Raw genomic sequence first — 21,148 nt, forward strand, 5'->3', positions numbered from 1 at the left:
CTTTTTAAATGGGAAAAAGATTTCTCTGTTTAGATGAATTTTGCTACTTTTGTGCCACTTATATTCTGAAATAAATTCAGGATCCAGACAAATTCTATATTATGAACATACACGAATATCAAGGAAAAGAGATTTTAGCTAGCTACGGAGTTCGCATTCAACGTGGAATCGTTGCAAATAATGCAGTTGAAGCTGTTGCTGCCGCAAAACAATTAACTGCTGAAACAGGTACAAGTTGGTACGTAATTAAAGCCCAAGTTCACGCAGGTGGTCGTGGAAAAGGTGGTGGAGTTAAACTTGCCAAAAATATTCAACAAGTAGAAGAAATTGCAGATCAAATTATCGGAATGCAATTGGTTACTCCTCAAACTTCTGCAGAAGGAAAAAAAGTACACAAAGTTTTAGTTGCTGAAGATGTTTATTATCCTGGTGAAACTGAAACTTCTGAGTTTTACGTATCAGTATTGTTGAATAGAGCTACAGGACGTAATATGATCATGTATTCTACTGAAGGTGGGATGGATATCGAAGAGGTGGCTGAACACACACCTCATTTAATCTTTACTGAGGAAATTGATCCTGCTGTAGGATTACAAGGTTTTCAAGCAAGAAGAATTGCCTTTAACTTAGGTCTTTCAGGAAACGCTTTCAAAGAAATGGTAAAATTTATCGATTCTCTATATAATGCATATATTGGATCTGATGCATCAATGTTTGAAATCAACCCGGTTTTAAAAACATCTGATAATAAGATTATGGCTGTGGATGCTAAAGTAAATATCGATGATAATGCTTTATACAGACAAAAAGCATATGCTGACATGCGTGATATCCGTGAAGAGAATCCAATTGAAGTAGAAGCAAAAGAAGTGGGATTAAACTACGTTGACCTTGATGGAACTGTAGGATGTATGGTTAACGGAGCCGGATTGGCGATGGCAACTATGGATTTAATCAAGTATGCCGGTTTTGAGCCTGCAAACTTCCTTGACGTAGGTGGAACTGCTGATGCGAAACGTGTTGAAACGGCTTTCCGTATTATCTTGAAGGATCCTAACGTTAAAGCAATTTTGATTAACATTTTCGGAGGAATTGTTCGTTGTGACCGTGTGGCGCAAGGAGTAGTTGATGCTTACAAAAATATGGGAGACGCTATCAAAGTGCCAATCATTGTTCGTTTGCAAGGTACCAATGCAGCTATCGCAAAAGAATTAATAGACAATTCAGGAATGCCAATTTTATCTGCAGTTGAATTTCAAGAAGCAGCTGATCAAGTAAAAGCAGCGCTTTCTTAAATTAGAAATAGGTTATATATCTAAAAAATCCTGTTTGCTCAAGCGAACAGGATTTTTTTTGTTGTGGTGATAAATGAGAATAAATTGCTTTTATTTATCCGCAATTTGCTGTATTGTGTCGGATTCATATACTTTGAAGCCTTTATTGTTTCTTTGAGCAATTTTCAAAAGTGCTTTGGCGACGGCGGTACTTTCAATGGGTTTGTATTTTTTTAATTTACCAAGAAATAGAAAAGTGAATGTCTTCATAAAAAAAGCACCCACCTTTTCGCCTAATCTGAATTCGGTTCGATGTCCTAATAGAAGTGAAGGTTGCAAAATGGAAACGCTTTCGAAACTACAGCCCTTGAGGAAATCTTGAATTTCTCCTTTGGTTCTCAAATAGAAATTTCCAGAATTTGCATCTGCATCAAGGGATGAAATAATCAAAAATTGTTTGACTTTGTTTTGCAATGCAAAAGTGGCAAACTGTCGAGGATATTCAAAATCAACTTTTCTAAATGCTTCTTTACTTCCCGCTTTTTTGATTGTTGTACCAATGGTGCAAAAGAAATCGTCTCCTTGCACTAAATCTTTATAGGTTTCCGGTTTGTCGAAATCTATAACATATTGCGTTAATTTTGGATGCTTTATTCCAGTATCCCTTTTCACGAAAGTGATTACTTTATTATAGTCGTCACTGTCCAAAAGAAGGTCCAATAAATGGGAACCAACTAAACCGGTACTTCCTATAATTAAAGCTGTTTTCATGCAGTGATTACTTTTTATCCTTACCGAAATTGTATTTTACTTTTTCGACTACCTGCACTTTAGCATTCCCTTTCGGGTATTGTTTTTTGCTAGGTTTCTTGGTGGCGGAACTCTTTTTAGAAGGGCTTTGGTCCCCTCTGGACTTTTCTTCGTCCCTTGGTTTTGCCTTAAATTCAGGTCGTTCTTTCGCTCCCTCTTTTGCAGGGATTTGAGCTTTATGTTTCGCTAAAACGTCATTTGGGTTTTTCGGGTTTTCTTTTGTTCCACGCAAATGGATTACCAATGCATTTAAAAAGTTACGCAAAACCTGGTCACCACATTCCATGTAATTTTCGTGTTTTTCGTCACGGAAAAAAGCGCCCAATTCGGATTTAGTAATTCTAAAATCTACTAACTCCAATATTTCAACTATTTGGTCATCACGTAACATTAAAGCTACACGGAGTTTTTTGAAGATATCGTTATTTGTCATCATGTTCTAATTTTTTACAAAGGTACGTTTTTAAAGTATTTGCTCACCAATTTTGAATTTTGAATTAGCTGTGGTTAAGAATGCGAATAATTTTGTCCAAATCATCTTTCCTGTGATTGGAAGTAATTACAATTCGGTTCAAATCCTTAGCAGCGGTCGGGTATTTAAAATTGGTAATTATTATTTTATTGGCGGCAAATATTTCGGTGCTTTTTTCAAATTCCGGGTAGATAATCGGATAGTCCTTATTAAAATCAAATGCCTTCGATGGCCTCAAATTCTCATTCAGATAAACTAAGTTGTCTTTCAGTTTTTGATGTTGTTGAATATAGATGTCTCCGGCATCAGCTATTGTTTGTGCGAAAGCGGGATTCATTCCGGCGCTTGAGACAAAAATATCATTTTTGGCAATTTGCTTGATAAATTCGGAATCACTCGCAATCACGCCTCCTGTCAAACCAAAGGCTTTTCCCAAAGAAGACAGCATTATTTTTCTTTTGATGTTTGGATAATCGATTGAGGAATAAATCCCGCGGCCATTTTTGCCTAATATTCCGAGAGAATGGGATTCGTCAATGACCAACGTTATTTCTTTGTTACTTGGAATCAATTTTAGGACCGAAAGGTCAATCTCTTTTATTTGGAATGATGGGAACGAATCCGTCAGGATTGTGATTTTTTCCTTCGCATTGTCCAAAAGCCGAGGGTTTAGTTCCGTTCCAATAAAAAATGGTATGCTATTTGGCGTTTTAATTGCAGTATGAGTGTCGGGAAAATGAAAAAAGCAGTCAGTCAGGGGATTTAAGGTATCAACAACTATTTTACCAGCCAGCATTCCAGATGAAGTCGTGAACGCGGCATCTGCTTTTATAAATTTGGCCAAAAAAAGTTCCCCGTTGTCATAGGCGGTCAATTTAATGTTCGCACTTCTGGAGCTGCCATAAGAGCTTCCCCAGTTTAAAATGTTTTTAACGAGGATGTTCTGAAATTCGGGATTGGTGGGTAAGCCCAAATAGGCGGTCCCACCAAAATAGAGGTAATCCTCATGGTCTATTTCAATGATTCTATCGGGAAAGGTATTGACCTTCATTTATAGTGTATTTAAAGTAACTCCGGTGCCGTTAAATTCAGAATAGTAAATCACTCCGTCCTTTGTGGTAACTCCCGTGGCAATATCTTCTGCCAGCAGCAAAGCGCCGTCCATATCTACGTAATCCAACTGGGGAAGCAAATGTGCTATTGCGGAGATACCCACCGAAGATTCAGTCATACAGCCAACCATCGTTTTCAGACCCAGTTTTTTTGCTTCTTGAATCATTCTTCTTCCAGGGGTTAATCCGCCACATTTAACAAGTTTTACGTTGACACCATGAAAATGATTGTGGCATTTGGCTACATCTTCTTCTATAATGCAACTTTCATCCGCTATAATAGGCAAAACAGAATGTTTGAATACTTCTTTGTGTCCTTCCCAATTATCCGCTTTCATGGGCTGCTCCAGAAATTCCACGCCCAGTTTTTTCAATGCAATAGCATTATTAATGGTCTCCTCGACACCCCATCCGCAATTCGCGTCAATTCTGAAAATGGCATCGGTATGTTTTCGAAGTTCGGTCACGATTTCAATGTCTTCATGGGTTCCCAACTTGATTTTGTAGATGGGCCAGGGCAATTCTTTCATTTTGGAAACCATTTTATCTATCGAAGCGATCCCAATGGTATAATCTGTTAATGGGTTCTTGTCGATTGTATAATCCCATAAATCGTACAGTTTTTTTCCTTTTCTACGAGCATACAAATCGGTATATGCCATGTCCAAGGCGCATAGTGCAAACATATCCTCTTTTAAATAAGGATGCACTTTTGCCCAGAATGCTTCAGGAGTTTCATCTGTGGTAGTCTCTATAATGGATCGAATTTTATTCAAATCAGCCATCATCACAGGAACAGTTGTTTTGTAATAGGGATTGGAGGTCGCTTCTCCAAAACCCGAAAATCCGTCACTTTTTAATTCAACGATCAGTGAAGGTTGAAAGTCTATCGATTCTCTTGATATGGTAAACGTATGTTTTAACTTAAGGTCATATGCTCTTAATATCAGTTCCATAATTGATTGTTTGTATTAAATTCGAGTTGAATATTTTTTTTGTAGAATAATTTAATGACAATCCTAATAGCCTAACCATTTTACGGCATTCGAAAATCCGTCACGCCATAATTTCTCGTTGTGTTCCCCATTCTTTACAATCACTTTTTTCGTTAAATTGAGACAGCTGCATCTTTTTTGGTTGACAATTGTTTCCATTTTGTTTAAATCGGAGACCATGTCGTCACTCTCTTTGTCACCAGCCAAAAAATAGATTTTGGTTTTCATTTTTTTGTTTTCGTTTGCCAGATCATATATTTTATCCGAAAACCAGAAAGATGGCGAAAAGATTCCTGCTTTCCCGAATATTTTTGGGTATTTAATGACAGCATAATAGGAAACCAAGCCTCCGAGAGAACTTCCCATGATTATTGTATTTCTTGCTTTAGTTTTAGTCCTGTACGTTCTGTCAATTTGAGGTTTTAAGGTCTTAACGATAAATTCAAGGTAGGCGTCGGCATTACCGCCGCCGTATTTTTCGTTTTTATAAGGAGTAAGTTCCTCCATTCGTTTGTCATTGCCGTGTTCAATGCCTATCACGATTACCTGAGCATTGATGCTGTCCAGTTTTTCATCCACATTCCATTCTCCTGCATAGGATGTTGTTGAGTCAAATAGATTTTGCGCATCATGCATGTAGATAACCGGATACTTTTTATCTGAAGAGGAATAACTTTTCGGCAGATATACCCATATTTTTTTTGAGGTCTGTAACTGTGATGCTTCAACTGTGAAAGTGGAAATTTGTTTTGAAGCGGTGCTTTGTTGTGCTATGTTTTTTGTGCTTATAAAAAAAAATAGGAGAACCAGAGTAAATTGTTTAATCATTACCAAGATTTAGGGTTTTCATTATAAAAGTGATATTTTAGCTAAAATTAACATTTTGATGAATACATACGAAGAAAAAAAGAGCTTACTTTTAGAAATGATTGCGTTTTCTACAGTCGACGGTCATTTACACAAAAAAGAATACGAATTTTTGTTTCTTGTCGCCAACGAATTGAATATTGAAAAAGGAGGATTCAATGATTTGTTCCATCAGGAATTGCCTAAATTGCCAATAAAGACGGAGCTTCAACGCATCCTACAATTTTATCGGCTGGCCCTTTTGATGCATAGTGATGGAGTAGTACACCTAAAAGAGTCGGTTGCCATTAAGGAAATCGCCATCAGGATGGGTCTGAATCCGGAAGCCAGCAAACGAGTTCTGAAAAAGATGGATAAATCCCCAAAAACCACTATCTCATCAGACATTTTGATGGGTATTTTTAAAGAAGAGCGCAATTAGGTTAACTGCGTTTGTAATTTTTTAATGTCGTCACGCAATTTTGCGGCTTGCATGAAATCTAAATCTTTTGCCGCTTTTTCCATCGCTTTTCGTTTTTCTCGAATGCGTTTTTCAATTTCGGGTTTTGATAAATATTCAGTTTCCGCTTCCGCGGCAGCGTTTAATGTTAATCCAAGTTCATAGTCCACCAAAGGATTTTTGGTAAATGCGCTTTCAATTTTTTTGTTCAAGGCTTGTGGCACCTGATTATTCTCCACATTAAAATTAATCTGCTTGGTTCTGCGATAGTTGGTTTCGTCAATTGTCTTTTGCATACTGGCCGTAATTTTGTCCGCATACATTATGGCTTTCCCGTTCAAATTTCTGGCGGCTCGCCCAATGGTTTGTGTCAATGAACGATGGCTACGCAAGAAGCCTTCTTTATCTGCATCCAATATTGCAACCAGTGATACCTCCGGCAAATCAAGTCCTTCACGAAGTAAGTTTACTCCAATTAACGCATCAAATATTCCCTTACGTAAATCTTGCATGATTTCAATACGTTCTAAGGTGTCCACATCAGAATGGATATAGCGACAACGAATGTTAACTTTTGTCAGGTATTTTGCCAATTCCTCGGCCATTCTTTTAGTTAAGGTAGTGATCAAAACACGTTCGTCCAATTCGCAACGGACTTGAATTTCTTCGATAAGGTCGTCAATCTGGTTTAAACTCGGGCGGATTTCGATTATTGGATCTAACAATCCGGTGGGACGAATCACTTGTTCCACTACGACACCTTCCGTTTTTTGCAATTCATAATCGGCGGGAGTTGCCGATACATAAATCACTTGGTTTTGCATCGCTTCAAATTCCTCAAATTTCAAAGGACGATTGTCCATCGCAGCAGGAAGACGGAAACCGTATTCCACGAGGTTTTCTTTTCGGCTACGGTCACCGCCGTACATGGCGTGCACTTGAGAAAGGGTTACGTGACTTTCGTCAACGACCATCAAGAAATCTTTTGGAAAATAATCCAAGAGGCAAAACGGTCTTGTTCCTGGTAATCTACCATCGAGATAACGAGAATAATTTTCAATTCCCGAGCAATACCCCAATTCGCGAATCATTTCCAAATCAAAATTAGTTCGTTCTTCCAGTCGTTTTGCTTCAAGATGTTTTCCTATTTCTTTGAAATAATCGACTTGTTTTACTAAATCCTGTTGGATTTCCCAGATCGCTCCTTGCAATACGTCTGGAGATGTCACAAACATATTGGCGGGATAAATGGTCAATTTATTGAATTTCTCGATTACCGCCGACGTTTTCACATCAAAAGACTCTATTTCTTCAATTTCGTCACCAAAGAAATGGATTCGAAAAGCGTCATCCGCATAACTTGGGTATACTTCAACGGTATCTCCTTTTATCCTGAAATTTCCGGGATTGAAATCGGCTTCTGTCCGAGAATATAAACTCTGAACTAAACTGTGCAATAATTTGGTTCGTGAAATGGTTTGGTCTCTTTCAATCTCAATCACATTTTTTTGAAACTCAACTGGGTTTCCAATACCGTATAAGCAAGAAACTGATGCGACAACCAATATGTCTCTACGCCCAGAGAGAAGGGAAGAGGTGGTGCTCAAACGCATTTTTTCCAGTTCTTCATTGATAGATAAATCTTTTTCAATAAAGACTCCAGTAACAGGCATAAATGCTTCCGGTTGGTAATAATCGTAATAGGAAACGAAATATTCTACCGCATTATTGGGGAAAAACTGTTTGAATTCGGAATACAGTTGAGCTGCCAAAGTCTTATTGTGCGCTAAAACTAAAGTGGGTCTTTGGACTTCTTGAATAACATTGGCCACTGTAAATGTTTTACCTGAACCTGTAACCCCCAGTAACGTTTGGAACTTTTCTCCATCAATTATACCTTGAGTTAATTTTTCAATGGCTTGTGGCTGGTCGCCTTTAGGAAGGTAATCGGAAACTACTTGGAAATTCATTTTTATTAGGGGGCAAAGTTTTTAGAATTACAAAGTTACGAAGATTATGACTATTTCGGAAAGAAGTTAAAATCAAAAAAAAACCACCATGCTGAGCATGATGGTTTTGTAATAAAATCAAATAATGGTTTAGAAACTAAAGCTCAAACGAGCAAAAAGGAATCTTCCGTTTTGTCCAAATTGAGAAACGTTTCTTGAATATGTAAATTGGTTTGAATTTGATAAATCAACAGTTGACGGGGTATTTGTATAATCAATTGCACCATTAACCAATCTCGGTCTAACGGCTGTAGTTGGCCCAAAATTAGCGTCCGGATAAATATCGAAAAGATTATTAGCTCCAATAACAATCTTAGCCGATTTAGTAAAATTATAGCCTACCGACAAATCAGTTATTACTTTTGCTCCCCATATTGGATGTTCGATTTCTATCACCTGACCGTTAACAATGGCTCCTTCAATTCTCCCATCCCCATTTACGTCAACTGTGTTCGGATCAGTTACTTTTCCGAAATAGACATTTCTTAGAAAGAAATCGAATTTGTTTACAGTTAAGGAATTGGTTAAATTAGCTTTTACTCTTGGCACAGCTTCTTGCAGATAAACTCTGCTAGTTTCAGAATAATATCTGCTTATTTGGCCATTATCCGCTAGAATTTTTGAAGCATGAATATCTCCTACTTGCTGAGTATTGGAAATCGTACCTGACAAATCAGTTTTTAATATTAAACCATTTCCAATATCGGCTTTGTGACTTAATACCACATCAATTCCTTTTGACTCTGTATCAATTGCATTTGCAAAGAATGTCGCAGCAGTTGCATTTGCATCGTCAAAAAGCGCGTTTAATTGCGCAGCGGGAGTTCCAGGGGCAGGAGTTCCGCCAGGTCTGGAAAATTGATCCGTAAGTACTACTCTGTCTTTAATTTTTACAAAATAGGCATCCGCAGTTAGGGTTAGTTTCGCTTCAGGAATTTTAGCAGTGAAACCAATACTCGCACTTTTAGATTCTTCTTGTTTCAATTGGGGAATACCCAACAATTTTGCGGCTGGGGAATCATTCCTGAATGTTCCCACTTCAAACGGAACACCTCCCACGAATTGCGTGGCTGTGGAGTTGAAGTAGATTTGGTGCAGTGAAGGCGCTCTAAATCCTGTCGAAACTGCACCACGTAGATTAATGTTATCCGTTAATTTATAGCGAGTCGCCAGCTTGTAGTTGGTGGTGCTGCCAAAATCGGAATAGTTTTCGTAACGAAGGGCACCATTGAGCAACCATTTTTCGGTAACGTCGTACTCCAAATCGGCATAAACCGCTCCACTATTTCGCCCCTTGTCTACTGTATTTGAAGGCTTGAATCCAGGGAACACTTGAGAGCCACCAGGTCTTCCGGAGCCGTAGAAATCGGTAACTTTAATGTCGGAAGGGGTAGTGCCGGTTACGACATCGCCATTGATGTCATACTGATTATACGAATCCGGTACGCCCGCATTGATTTTATAGTTTTCGTACCTGTATTCGGCACCAAATGCGACGTTCAATTTGTTAAATTTTCTAGACACATCAAAGTTGGTTGTGTTTTGTGAAAAGCCTAAGCCACCCGCATCAAATTCGGTGGGAGAGTCTTCCCTTAGTGTTGCGTTTAATGTGTTTTCAATATTGTAATCGAAAGTGTTTTTGCCATAAGTATTACTCAAGTCAAAATTCCAAGTTTCGAATAGCATACCTCTAAGACCGGCCGCAGCTGATATGTCATTTATGGTGGAATGAATTTCAGGCAAAAAGCCGTTTGGATATAAAGCGGTGTAGGCTCTTGATTGATTTGGCCTTCTGTAAAAACCTTCCGCTTGACCTTTTCTATGACTAGTCCCTCCAAAAGCATAAACTTCTAGATTGTCAGTTATCGGGTATGCGGCATTCAAGAAAAATTGCGCGCTTTCTAGTGAAGATTGTCCCACTTTCATGTTGAAATTTCTTCTTTCGAGTTTTCTGTAAGCCAATTCTCCATCAGTAGCATCAAAATTTAATGCTGTTTGCATGTCACTGATCGTGTTTGCAGCAAGAATGGAGGTTTGTTGTGCAGCAGTAAAATAACTTACTTGAGGGGCATAAGTGTGGATTGCGGTTAAGATTTGAGCAGAATTTGGCGTGTTGTTGATGTTTCCCCATAATTCGTTGATGTTTGTTCCCGCTTCAAACCCTCTTTGTTCTATCGCATTGAACGCGCTGAATATGTTGCCGGTTGCATCTTTGGCCCTACCTGTTTGTCCTCTTAACTGGAAACTGGCCGTTGCATTGATAAAACTTTTTTCCTTTCCAAGACCTGTACCATAATTCATATCTATTTGGGCATTGTTACCATCATTTCCTCCTCGGTGGTCATTGGCGTTTTTTGAAAAATGACTTCCTCCAAAAAGAGCGATGTCAAATTTATTGGTGGCTTTTTTCACGTTGATGTTGATAACACCCGCAATTGCATCTGAACCGTACTGTGCAGAAGCGCCATCTCTCAGAACCTCAATTCTTTCGATTGCAAACGCAGGAATGGAATTTAAATCGGTTCCTACAGACCCTCTTCCTGGCGAGCCGTTAATATTTACCAATGAAGAAGTGTGTCTTCTTTTTCCGTTAACCAATACCAAAACTTGGTCCGGGCCTAAACCTCTCAATTGGGCAGGGTCAATATGATCCGTTCCATCGGCCACGGTGGTAGTGTTTGAAGTGAACGAAGGGGCTACCATGTTCAAGATCTGATTTAAATTGACTTGCGGCCCTTGTGAAGCGATATCTTTCATGCTGATCACGTCAATTGGCACGGCAGATTCCGTAACTGTTCTGGCAGCACTACGCGAACCAAGAATCACAACATCCTGAAGTGTTTCTCCCGTTCCAACTAAAGTAACATTAATAGTGGTTCCAGATATCTTTATGTTTTGAGTTTCCATACCTACATAAGAAAATTGTAGGGTTTCACCCATATTTGCTATTACGGAATATCTTCCGTCAGCATCGGTCGTGGCTCCCTTAGCAGTTCCTTTTACAAGGATTGTTGTTCCTGGCAATGGCTGTTGCATTTCATCCGTTACTAAACCGGAGACGTTAATTTCCTGTGCAGTTATGCCTGCAGAAAAAATTAGGGTTAGAATAAAAAGTAGTTTTTTCATTTTTTTGGTTGTTTAGTTTGTTCTAGCTAAAATACAATTTTATAAGTAAAATGTTATTTATATGTTAAAAAATAGGAAATTGGCAATATGATGTTTGGTTTGGCCCTGATTATTGTGAAATTGTCATTTTTTTAGGCGGTACTTTTGTAATACATTAGTTTTAAGGGTTTTGTAAATTTTATCTTATGACGATTAATGTATGGTATCGTTGCTGTTTATACCATTTATATGCAAAAAAAAATCTAATTTGAAAAATTAACTGCGTGGATTTTCAAATTAGATTTGTTGAGAATCTAGAGCGCCGATCAGGGCGAAAGACTATTTTACAAGATCGATTAAAATTTCCACTCTTTCTGTTGAGATTCGCTTTGAAATGTCCAAGCAATTATGCGGCTGATTTTTTGGCCTTGAGCCATATCAATTGTTTTTACTTCGACAACATTTACTTTGTTTAATGTTTTATAGATGCTCGACAGATGCGATTGTTTGGACACTAGGGTCGTGAACCATAAACATTGCATTGGATATTTGGCGCTTTCGTATATCATCTGTGTTATGAAACCGAGTTCACCACCTTCGCACCACAATTCTGCATTATGGCCGCCGAAATTCAATACCGGTTTGGTAGTTTTCGTATTTTCTAAATTGTTTACCTTTCTTATGCTGCTTTTTGTGGCTTCTTCTTGGGAGGAGTGAAAAGGAGGATTGCAAATACTGAAGGCAAATTTGTCTTCAGCCGTAATTATGTTTTTAAAAATAAAGCGCGATTCGGTTTGTTGTTGCAAACTGATAAAATCGATCAACTTTGGGTTGGCTTCGATTATCTTTTCGCAATTTTCAATCGCCTTTTCGTCTATATCCGTTCCTACGAAACTCCATCCATAAGTGGCATTCCCAATTATTGGGTAAATGCAATTGGCTCCAACCCCAATGTCTAAGCCCTGTACTGCATCACCTTCAGGAATTACTCCATTATTGCTGCCAGCCAATAAATCGGCGATGTAATGAATGTAGTCAGCTCTGCCGGGAATGGGAGGGCATAAATAGTTCGCGGGAATGTCCCAATTTTGAATGTCGTAATAGGTTATTAGTAACGCTTCATTTAAAGCTTTTACCGCTTCAGGCTTGCTAAAATCGATTGTTTCAATTTGGTGTTCGTTTATGGAAACAAAAGGTTTAAGTTCAGGGCAGTTTTCAATTAAAAGCTTAAAATCGTATCGGAATCTATGTTGATTTCTTGGATGTAAATTGGTTTTTTCTGTAATCGTTTTAGGTGTCATTTTCTGTATTTCAGGGCAAAAATTGTGATTTCATATGTATGAGAATCTTCAGCAAGTTATGTAAAAAATTAACGGCTTAGATAATTTATTTTTATTTAATGGTTAATCCGTACACTCCATCATAAGCAGGTCTCCCTGGTCGTGTTCGATTATTACGATTCCATCATTAATTACATGATTGCTGCTTCCGGTTCGATAACCAATGGTTAAAGTGTCATTTTGCAAAGGATAAAATAAGTTTTCGGAGTGAATTCCCGTTACATGACCTATTGGGATTAGTGAAATTGGTGTGTTTGCAGTATACCATTTTTCAAATCTTTTGGGCAATAAAAAAACCTTCGAATGATCATCGAGTATGACGATCTTCAATTTTTCCCTGTATCGCACAATGTTGGTTAGGTTTGTAATGGTGTGGTCAGTGCGTTTTCCTGTAGCCCAAACCACATTTACAGCGGGAATATTTCTTTCGTGGAGATAATCAAACGCTTTTTCTAAATCGGTTTTGTTTTGGTCTGGAGTATGCACTATTTCAATAGGATACTGTTTTTCTTTGTAAAAATTAGCGTCAAAACCACGGTCAAAATCGCCTAACAGAACATCCACTTTTATATCCATTTGCATAACCCGTTCCATAGCGGAGTCTAAAACGATCACCAAAGGGGACCATTCCAATAACTGACCCAACAATTCAGGGTTGCATGAAGCGCCATTTGCGATTATTAGTGCGGGTTCTTGGTCATCGCGAACGATATGATGTGAGGACATTGTGAGAAGTGGGGTTAGGATCTAAAATCGTTAATTCAATTATATTTTGCGCAAAGATAGAAAATAGTTTCCAATACCGTTTTCGCTTGGTCACTTCTATAGTCAGCAATTGGTAATAAGATTCAAAAAGGGCCACTTTATTTAATTACATATGTCTTGCTGTCAGCTTCGCTTAGCGAAAAGTAGCCCAATGGGTAATCATCCGGATTTGTGGTATTGATAACGTTTCCTCTCACCGTTGCCGGTGGCGACTGAAACGGCCCGCCAGCGGAATTCCCGGCAACGCTTATCAATACATTCACATAATTGTAGTAAGGTTTAGATATCCCATAATGGGTAACCGAAATTTCATCTCCAATTTTCAGGTCGTCATTTTGCGAAATGCTGAAAAATTCATTTCCTTGGAAAAAAGTATCTTCATCTGCATAAATATTGTGCTTCAGTTGATTAGAATAACTGTATTGGTACAGATAGTAATTGGACTCATTTACAGGATCCGTAAAATAAGTTTTGATTTCTATTTCGTTTCCTGTAAAACCGCCTTCGTTATTTTGAATAACTTCACTAATGGAAGCTACTGGTTTTAAAGTTTCAGTAGCAGTATACGTATTGCCGCTGTTTGTTATTGTTAAAGTATATGCTTCGTTAATGATGGGTTTAAAGTTGGAGCAAGCATACACTCCTGTATTTGCAATTTCTATAAAATCAAATGTTGTATTGGAACTGTTTTTTATGAAAACCGTCGCCCCGGACACTTTTGGGATTTCATCGCTGTAGTAATTTGTAGTGGTAGTTAATTTTATTGTCTGCTCTTGTCCATTTGTGCCTTTATACCAATTAATAGAGGCTTCTATAACGAGTTTAGGTGGATCAGTTTTTAAATCGATGGCGACTACGTCCTCGCAGCCGTTCAAGAAAATGGCCGCTATTATTAGTAAGAAAACATTTATTTTATTCATGGAATTAGAATTTGAAGTTATAGCTTACCGCGGGGACGATGCCGAAAATGGATGTTCTTATCGCTTCGTTGTTTCCCGTATCCACGTTCTCCCTAAAATTTATAGACGCTGCATTTTTTCGGTTATACAAATTATAGACACTAAAAACCCATTCGGCTTTCCAATTTCTACCGTTATTTTTACGAGGTGTTAATGTTGCTCCAATGTCCATATGATGGTAGGTTGGCAGGCGATTCTCATTCCTCAATCCGTAACTTGGAACGGAAATCCCCAGATAGTCGTATTTCCCTTTTGGATAGGTAGCGGCTTGTCCTGTTTGTAATGAAAAATTGGCTCCAAAAGACCATTTTTCGTTCAAATTATAAGAACTGGTAATGGCAATATTATGTAATTTGTCATAAACGGAATTGTACCATTGGCCATCGTTAATTCCGGTTTCGAGAGGCGTTCTTCCGGGTGTTTGCTGCTCGGATTTAGATAACGTATATGATATCCATCCATTCAGTTTCCCTTCATTTTTACGAAACATAAGTTCTAAACCATAGGACCTTAATTGGCCGTTTAGAATTATTTGCTCTATTGCCTTATTGGCAATCAAATCGGCTCCATCGATGTAATCCAGTCTATTTTGTACTTTTTTATAATAGGTTTCTACTTCGAGTGAATAGGTTTGATTAGTGAAATTTTTAAAATATCCCAGGGCAACTTGGTCCGCAATTTGTGGCTTGATGTAGCTGTCACTTGGAGTCCATACATCAAGAGGGGTAGGTGATGAGGTGTTTGAGATTAATTGCAGATACTGTACCATGCGGTTGTAACTTGCCTTAACGGACTGGTCGTCATTGATTTTATAGGCAATGGAAAAGCGTGGCTCCAGGTTGTTGTAGCTTTTGATGGTTTTGTTTTTGTCGTAGAATCGGGTGCTTATCGGAGTCGCCTTTTCATAGATCTGTAGATCAGCATTGAATGTGACGGGATTGTTGTCTTCATAATTGTTTACGGTAGATTTGCCTAAACGATAAAACAGGCTGTAACGAAAACCATAGGATAAAGAGATTTTTTTTGAAATTTCTTGCTCAGCGCTGAGGTATAATGCAGGTTCAAAGGCGTACTTCTTATCCAATTGGTCAAAATTAATTCCAGAATTTTCATCAGAAGGTCGGATGGTTCCGGGATTGAAATCATAATAAATGGCATTTGCACCATAATTCAATTTAAACTTGTCGGAAATGTAATTCTTGAAGTCGTATTTGATATTATAATTTTTGATGCCGGAATCCCATTTGAAACCAACAAAGTCAAGGTCCAGACCATAATAATAGTCGCTATAGATCAACGATAAATTTGAAAAAAGCTTGTCTGAAAACAAATGATTCCAGCGTAAGTTCAAAGTTGAGTTTCCGTAAATATTAATGAAGCTTTTGTTTAGACTAAAAACATCCCGCCCAAAATATCCCGATAAATATAAGTTGTTATTGGGGTTTAATTTATAACTCAATTTCGTGTTCAAATCATAAAAATAAGCGGAGTTGTCTTTTTGATCTTCGGATAGCTTTAAAAACAAATGGGCATAGGAACTTCTTCCGCCGACAAGGAAAGAACCTTTATCTTTTACCAATGGTCCTTCGGCCAAAATCCTGCTGGAGATTAAGCCAATTCCGCCATCTACATGGAAACCTTTGCTGCTGCCGTCTTTTTGGTAAATGTCCAAAACAGAAGAGGCCCTTCCGCCATAACGTGCCGGAATTCCGCCTTTGTATAATTTTAAATCCTTTATGGCATCAGGATTAAAAACAGAGAAAAAACCGAAAACATGGGAGGAGTTAAATATGGTTGCTTCGTCCAATAATATTAAATTTTGATCGGCTCCGCCACCGCGGACATTGAATCCTGAGGCTCCTTCACCGGCATTCGTAACACCGGGAAGCAGTAGAAGCGATTTTAGTATATCTACCTCGCCTAGAACTACCGGCATCCTTTTAATCGCCGAAATGGAAAGTTTGTTGAGACTCATCTCGGGAGAACGGATATTGCTACCAGTATTTTGACCGGAAACAATAACTTCTTTTAATATTTCACTGCTGTCAAATAAGCTAAAGTTGATTTTAGTGTTTTCCAATAACACTACCTTTTCGGTAATGGTTTGAAATCCTACATAGCTAATTTGCATGGTATAATTTCCTTGGGGAAGTGTAATCGAATAAAAGCCATACTCGTTGGTAATGGCAACCGATTTTATTTCAGGTATATATACATTTACGCCAATAAGTGTTTCGTTGTTTTTATTGTCGGTAATTGTTCCGCTTAAAGTAAATCTATCTTGCGAAAAGGAAGAAATGGTTAATAAAAGAAAGACGAAGAGGCAACTACATTTTTTTAAAATCATTTCTTAAATTTTGAACTGCAAATTTGGTAAAAAGATAAGTAAATTGCTATTAAACAATGGTTAAAGTACTATTAAGAAAAAAAGGCAACCGTTTTCGGTTGCCTTTGTAAGTATGCTAAGCAGTAAAGTCGAATTAGGCGATTTTATCCAATATGGCATTTAAGGTTGCGCTTGGACGCATTGCTTTGCCGGTCAATTCCGGATTTGGTTGGTAATAACCTCCAATGTCTTGCGGCTTTCCTTGCGCTCCAATCAGTTCCTCATTAATTTTAGCTTCATTTCCTTCCAAGTCTTTTACTATAGGAGTAAAAATAGCTTGCAATTCACTGTCTTTAGTTTGAGCCGCTAACGCTTCCGCCCAATACATGGCAAGATAAAAATGCGAACCACGATTGTCAATCTGGCCTACCTTGCGGGCAGGTGATTTGTCGTTCGCCAAAAATTTCTCCGTAGCTAAATCCAAAGTTTCAGACAAAACCAATGCTTTTGGATTGTTAAAAACAGAACCTAAATGTTCCAGTGAAACTGCCAATGCCAAGAACTCCCCAAGGGAATCCCAACGTAAATATCCTTCTTGCGTGAATTGCTCTACATGTTTTGGAGCAGATCCACCGGCGCCGGTTTCAAACATTCCACCACCATTCATCAAAGGAACGATAGATAACATTTTTGCTGAGGTTCCTAATTCAAGAATTGGGAATAAATCGGTTAAATAATCACGTAATACGTTTCCGGTTACGGAGATAGTATCTAGTCCTTCTTTTGTTCTTTCTAATGTAAAATTGGTAGCTTCGATTGGGTTTAGAATTCGGATGTCTAAACCTGTCGTATCGTAGTCTTTTAAATATTTTTTTACTTTTTCGATTACTTTTCTGTCGTGCGCTCTGTTCTCATCCAACCAAAATATGGTAGGCACATTTGTTGCACGAGCTCTATTTACCGCCAGTTTTACCCAGTCCTGAATAGGAGCGTCTTTTACTTGACACATTCTAAAGATGTCTTTTGCTTCAACAGCTTGTTCCATTAATACATTCCCTTTGGTGTCTACTACACGAACAACTCCGTTTGCAGCCATCTGGAATGTTTTGTCATGGGAACCGTACTCTTCCGCTTTTTGCGCCATCAAGCCCACATTAGGGACACTTCCCATTGTTCTTGGGTCAAATGCACCATGTTTCTTGCAGAATTCAATCGTAGCTTCATAAACTCCAGAATAACAACGATCCGGAATTAATGCAATCGTGTCCTGTTGTTTTCCGTCTTTATTATACATCTGCCCTGAAGTACGGATCATTGCTGGCATAGAAGCGTCAACAATTACGTCAGAAGGCACATGAAGATTGGTAATCCCTTTGTCTGAATTGACCATCGCTAATGCTGGGCCATTCTCAATTGCTTGATTGATGGCGGCTTCTATTTCAGCTTGTTTAGGGTGTCCCGCAATTTTTGCGTAGACGTCACCTAATCCGTTTCTGGTATCGATATTCAATTCATTAAAAATGGCATCATATTTTTCGAAAACATCTTTGAAGAAAACTTCAACAACGGCACCAAAAATAATTGGATCCGATATTTTCATCATTGTCGCTTTCAAATGCACCGAAAACAATACATTTTCTTTTTTAGCTTCTTCAATCGTTTTGGCTACAAAAGTTTTCAAAGCATTCATGCTCATCACTGAAGTGTCAATTATTTCATCCGCTTTCAATGGAGTGCTTGCTTTCAAAACGGTTGTTGTTCCATCCGCTCCTACAAACTCGATTTTCACGTCAGTGGCCTCAGGAATAGTTATCGATTTTTCACTTCCGTAAAAATCACCATTTTCCATTGTCGCCACCTTTGTTTTTGAATCTGGGGACCAAGGGCCCATGGAATGCGGGTGAACTTTCGCAAAGTTTTTGATCGCTTTTGGAGCTCTACGGTCTGAGTTTCCTTCGCGTAGAACAGGGTTTACCGCAGAACCAAGAATTTTAGAGTATTTTGCTTTTATTTCTTTCTCGTCATCACTTTTGGGATCTTCAGGGAAATCAGGTATTTTGTATCCATGCGCTTGTAATTCTGCAATAGCCTCTTTTAATTGAGGAACCGAAGCGGAAATATTTGGCAGCTTGATGATGTTTGCTTCAGGGGTAGTCACCAATTGTGCAAATTCAGCTAAAGCATCGTTAACTCTTTGGTCTTCGGTAAGGAATTCAGGGAAATTAGCTAAAATTCTGGAGGCAAGAGAGATGTCTTTGGTCTCGATTTCAATCCCCGCCGGTGCGGTAAATGCTTTAACAATTGGTAAAAAAGAGTAAGTCGCTAATAATGGCGCCTCATCAGTTAAGGTGTAAACAATCTTTGATTTTTGTGTCATTTTTTTATTTTTATGATCGTACCCTGAAGAATAGGATGTGAAATGTGTATTTTGCTAAAAATTAAGCGAAGCAAATATATGAAAATCAGACCGAAATTAGTGCGGGATTTCGGTAGAAATGTGTCAGTGATGGGATTACTTAACTACTTAATCTTAAAATGTTATTTCTTTTATTGCCTTTGCCTAAAAAAAAGGCAAAAAAAAGTCCCGACACTGTCGGGACTTTTATGATAAAGAGATATTTGACTATCTTCTTTTGTCTTTAATTTTTGCTTTTTTACCGGTAAGTTCTCTAAAGTAGAAAATTCTAGCTCTACGAACTGCACCTTTTTTGTTGATTTCAATTTTTTGCAAAGCAGGCAAGTTTACAGGGAAGATACGCTCAACACCTACAGCACCTGACATTTTACGAATTGTAAAAGTTTCTGTGTTACCAGAACCTCTTCTTTGAATAACAACTCCTTTAAAAAACTGTGTTCTAGTTTTTTCACCCTCTTTAATTTCGTAGTATACAGTGATAGTATCACCAGCTCCGAATACAGGGAAATCTTTTCTAGCTACTAATTCGTCTTGAACGAATTTCATTAAATCTGCCATGATAATTTTAATTATGGTTTTTTATCAAATCAACATTCACGGATCTCGCCAGAGGTTGGTCTAAAGTGGGCGCAAAAGTAAATAATTATTTTGAATTATAGATTATAAATTTTGAATTATTTGAATCCTATTCTTAGATATTTAAAATTCAACATTTATAATGGTGCTTATTCTTCCAGCAAATCCGGGCGTCTCGTTTTGGTGTGTTCATAGGCCATGTCTTCACGCCATTTGTCAATTTTGGCAAAGTTTCCGCTGGTCAAAACATCAGGGACTTTCCATCCTTTGTAGTCCGCAGGTCTCGTGTAGATCGGCCCTGATAGTAATCCGTCCTGAAAACTGTCCGTCAATGCCGAGGTTTCGTCACCCAAAACGCCCGGAATCAATCGGATTAAAGCGTCGGATAATACCAGAGCTCCCAGCTCGCCTCCACTCAGCACGTAGTCCCCAATGGAGATTTCCTTTGTGATAAAATGGTCGCGAACGCGTTGATCAACTCCTTTGTAATGTCCGCACAGGATGATGATATTTTCATACATCGACATGGTATTGGCCATTTTTTGGTTCAAAGTTTCCCCGTCAGGTGACATATAGATGATTTCGTCGTAGTTTCTTTCGCTTTTCAAGTGCGTGATGCAGGCATCAATGGGCTGCACCGTCATCACCATGCCAGCGCCCCCGCCATAGGGATAATCGTCAACGCTTTTCTGCCTGTTTGTGGTATAGTCCCGTAAATTATGAAAATGAACTTCCACCAATCCTTTGTCGATGGCGCGTTTCATAATCGAAGCCTCAAAAGGGCTCCGCAATAATTCGGGTAAAACGGTAACGATATCAATGCGCATAATTTTAAATCTTAGTTTGAAAGCTGCAAAGGTACAAAGATTTTTCAGGAGTAATTTGGCTTTCGTTTTTCTGACTAAGGTTTTAAAAATCATAATCAGGAAATTCAAAATATTGTGAACAATCCCGCTAGACCAAATTTCAAAAACAGCATGTTGGCTTTAAAAAGGAGCCGCCAGTATTTTTTACAACTGGGATTTAATACAAGTGCGAAATGATAAGAAATACTTGAACAGTAAACGACACAAGATTTTCAAATCGCTAGAAATTAACGCTTTGAACAATTTTAAAAAAGAAGCAAAAAAATGGCATCCGTAAAAGACGCCATTTTTTTTAAATTTATTTCAGGAACTGTATTTTTTATCCGCTTAAATAAGAGCTAAAAAATAACCCCTTCTACTGATTTGAAGTGGTTTTAATCGTTCGTTTCCGTAGTTACATTACGGGAATGTCATTCCACTTTTCGGCGAGCTTGGTCAGGTTAGCCTTCATTAGATCATCTGGAGTCATGGCAACCCTGAACTCGCAGTGGGCTTCAAAATTTAAAAACCAGGGTTCGGAAATTGAAGGAATTGCAGAAGCTTCCGGAACTTCAACAATCATGACAGCTCCTCTGCTGCCATCTTGTTCTGAAAAATAAATACTTTCCGGTTTAATATCATCAATTACTCGACCGATGATTTCTCCAGCTGAACCATTTCTAACCATTGAATTGAACGGTTCAATAGGGAAGATTACATTGACTAACATTTTCATAGCAATAGATTTTAAAATTAATGTTTACTAAAGATACAAAATAGCGCAATGAAATATCAAAGTTATATTGTTAAATATCAGTATATTAGATTATTTTTAGCG

The 21,148-nt window shown here is 38.2% G+C and carries 17 protein-coding genes; 2 read left to right on the forward strand and 15 right to left on the reverse strand.

Annotated features, from left to right (window positions below; all coding sequences use genetic code 11):
• Positions 1 to 101 precede the first annotated feature (101 nt).
• Positions 102 to 1,295: an ADP-forming succinate--CoA ligase subunit beta gene (sucC, locus tag VIH09_RS11950; protein ID WP_331581267.1), complete on the forward strand. Its 1,194-nt coding sequence runs from the start codon at positions 102 to 104 to the stop codon at positions 1,293 to 1,295.
• Positions 1,296 to 1,385: 90 nt separating this feature from the next.
• On the opposite strand, the gene VIH09_RS11955 is transcribed toward sucC, so the two are convergent.
• From VIH09_RS11955 to VIH09_RS11975, 5 genes are all read right to left on the reverse strand, one after another.
• On the reverse strand, positions 1,386 to 2,045 hold the full coding sequence (locus VIH09_RS11955) for an NAD(P)H-binding protein (RefSeq protein WP_331581269.1): 660 nt from the start codon (positions 2,043 to 2,045) through the stop codon (positions 1,386 to 1,388).
• 7 nt (positions 2,046 to 2,052) lie between these two features.
• A complete protein-coding gene (locus VIH09_RS11960; RefSeq protein WP_331581371.1) occupies positions 2,053 to 2,517 on the reverse strand; it encodes a DUF1456 family protein in 465 nt (154 codons plus the stop codon).
• Between the two features lie 64 nt (positions 2,518 to 2,581).
• On the reverse strand, positions 2,582 to 3,607 hold the full coding sequence (locus VIH09_RS11965) for an aminotransferase class I/II-fold pyridoxal phosphate-dependent enzyme (RefSeq protein ID WP_331581271.1): 1,026 nt from the start codon (positions 3,605 to 3,607) through the stop codon (positions 2,582 to 2,584).
• On the reverse strand, positions 3,608 to 4,624 hold the full coding sequence (locus VIH09_RS11970) for a dipeptide epimerase (RefSeq protein WP_331581273.1): 1,017 nt from the start codon (positions 4,622 to 4,624) through the stop codon (positions 3,608 to 3,610).
• A 63-nt stretch (positions 4,625 to 4,687) separates the two neighbouring features.
• The gene (locus VIH09_RS11975; protein ID WP_331581276.1) at positions 4,688 to 5,491 is read right to left on the reverse strand and encodes an alpha/beta hydrolase; all 804 of its coding nucleotides are present in this window, start codon (positions 5,489 to 5,491) and stop codon (positions 4,688 to 4,690) included.
• Between the two features lie 58 nt (positions 5,492 to 5,549).
• Between VIH09_RS11975 and VIH09_RS11980 the strand changes: the two genes are divergently transcribed.
• The gene (locus VIH09_RS11980) at positions 5,550 to 5,951 is read left to right on the forward strand and encodes an excinuclease ABC subunit B (RefSeq protein ID WP_331581278.1); all 402 of its coding nucleotides are present in this window, start codon (positions 5,550 to 5,552) and stop codon (positions 5,949 to 5,951) included.
• Here VIH09_RS11980 and uvrB read toward each other — a convergent pair.
• The 10 genes from uvrB to VIH09_RS12030 form a co-directional block, all read right to left on the reverse strand.
• Positions 5,948 to 7,939 (reverse strand): excinuclease ABC subunit UvrB, encoded by a 1,992-nt coding sequence (gene uvrB, locus VIH09_RS11985; protein WP_331581280.1) that lies wholly within the window; start codon positions 7,937 to 7,939, stop codon positions 5,948 to 5,950. The genes VIH09_RS11980 and uvrB overlap by 4 nt on opposite strands.
• A 129-nt stretch (positions 7,940 to 8,068) precedes the next feature.
• Positions 8,069 to 11,104, reverse strand: coding sequence for a TonB-dependent receptor (locus tag VIH09_RS11990; RefSeq protein WP_331581282.1), 3,036 nt, complete (start codon positions 11,102 to 11,104; stop codon positions 8,069 to 8,071).
• Positions 11,105 to 11,439: 335 nt separating this feature from the next.
• A complete protein-coding gene (gene rlmF, locus VIH09_RS11995) occupies positions 11,440 to 12,384 on the reverse strand; it encodes a 23S rRNA (adenine(1618)-N(6))-methyltransferase RlmF (protein ID WP_331581284.1) in 945 nt (314 codons plus the stop codon).
• Positions 12,385 to 12,486: 102 nt separating this feature from the next.
• Positions 12,487 to 13,149 (reverse strand): thiamine diphosphokinase, encoded by a 663-nt coding sequence (locus VIH09_RS12000; protein ID WP_331581286.1) that lies wholly within the window; start codon positions 13,147 to 13,149, stop codon positions 12,487 to 12,489.
• A gap of 137 nt (positions 13,150 to 13,286) precedes the next feature.
• On the reverse strand, positions 13,287 to 14,108 hold the full coding sequence (locus tag VIH09_RS12005; RefSeq protein ID WP_331581288.1) for a DUF4249 domain-containing protein: 822 nt from the start codon (positions 14,106 to 14,108) through the stop codon (positions 13,287 to 13,289).
• A gap of 4 nt (positions 14,109 to 14,112) precedes the next feature.
• Entirely contained in the window at positions 14,113 to 16,494 is a 2,382-nt protein-coding gene (locus VIH09_RS12010; protein ID WP_331581290.1) for a TonB-dependent receptor, read from the reverse strand.
• Between the two features lie 133 nt (positions 16,495 to 16,627).
• Positions 16,628 to 18,850 (reverse strand): NADP-dependent isocitrate dehydrogenase, encoded by a 2,223-nt coding sequence (locus VIH09_RS12015; RefSeq protein WP_331581292.1) that lies wholly within the window; start codon positions 18,848 to 18,850, stop codon positions 16,628 to 16,630.
• A 246-nt stretch (positions 18,851 to 19,096) separates the two neighbouring features.
• Entirely contained in the window at positions 19,097 to 19,447 is a 351-nt protein-coding gene (gene rplS / locus VIH09_RS12020; protein WP_331581294.1) for a 50S ribosomal protein L19, read from the reverse strand.
• A gap of 167 nt (positions 19,448 to 19,614) precedes the next feature.
• Positions 19,615 to 20,292: a tRNA (guanosine(37)-N1)-methyltransferase TrmD gene (trmD, locus tag VIH09_RS12025; RefSeq protein ID WP_331581296.1), complete on the reverse strand. Its 678-nt coding sequence runs from the start codon at positions 20,290 to 20,292 to the stop codon at positions 19,615 to 19,617.
• Positions 20,293 to 20,725: 433 nt separating this feature from the next.
• On the reverse strand, positions 20,726 to 21,046 hold the full coding sequence (locus tag VIH09_RS12030) for a panthothenate synthetase (protein WP_331581298.1): 321 nt from the start codon (positions 21,044 to 21,046) through the stop codon (positions 20,726 to 20,728).
• Positions 21,047 to 21,148 lie beyond the last annotated feature (102 nt).

The sequence above is a fragment of the Flavobacterium sp. genome (genome assembly GCF_036515215.1).
In the GTDB taxonomy this organism is placed as follows: Bacteria; Bacteroidota; Bacteroidia; order Flavobacteriales; family Flavobacteriaceae; genus Flavobacterium.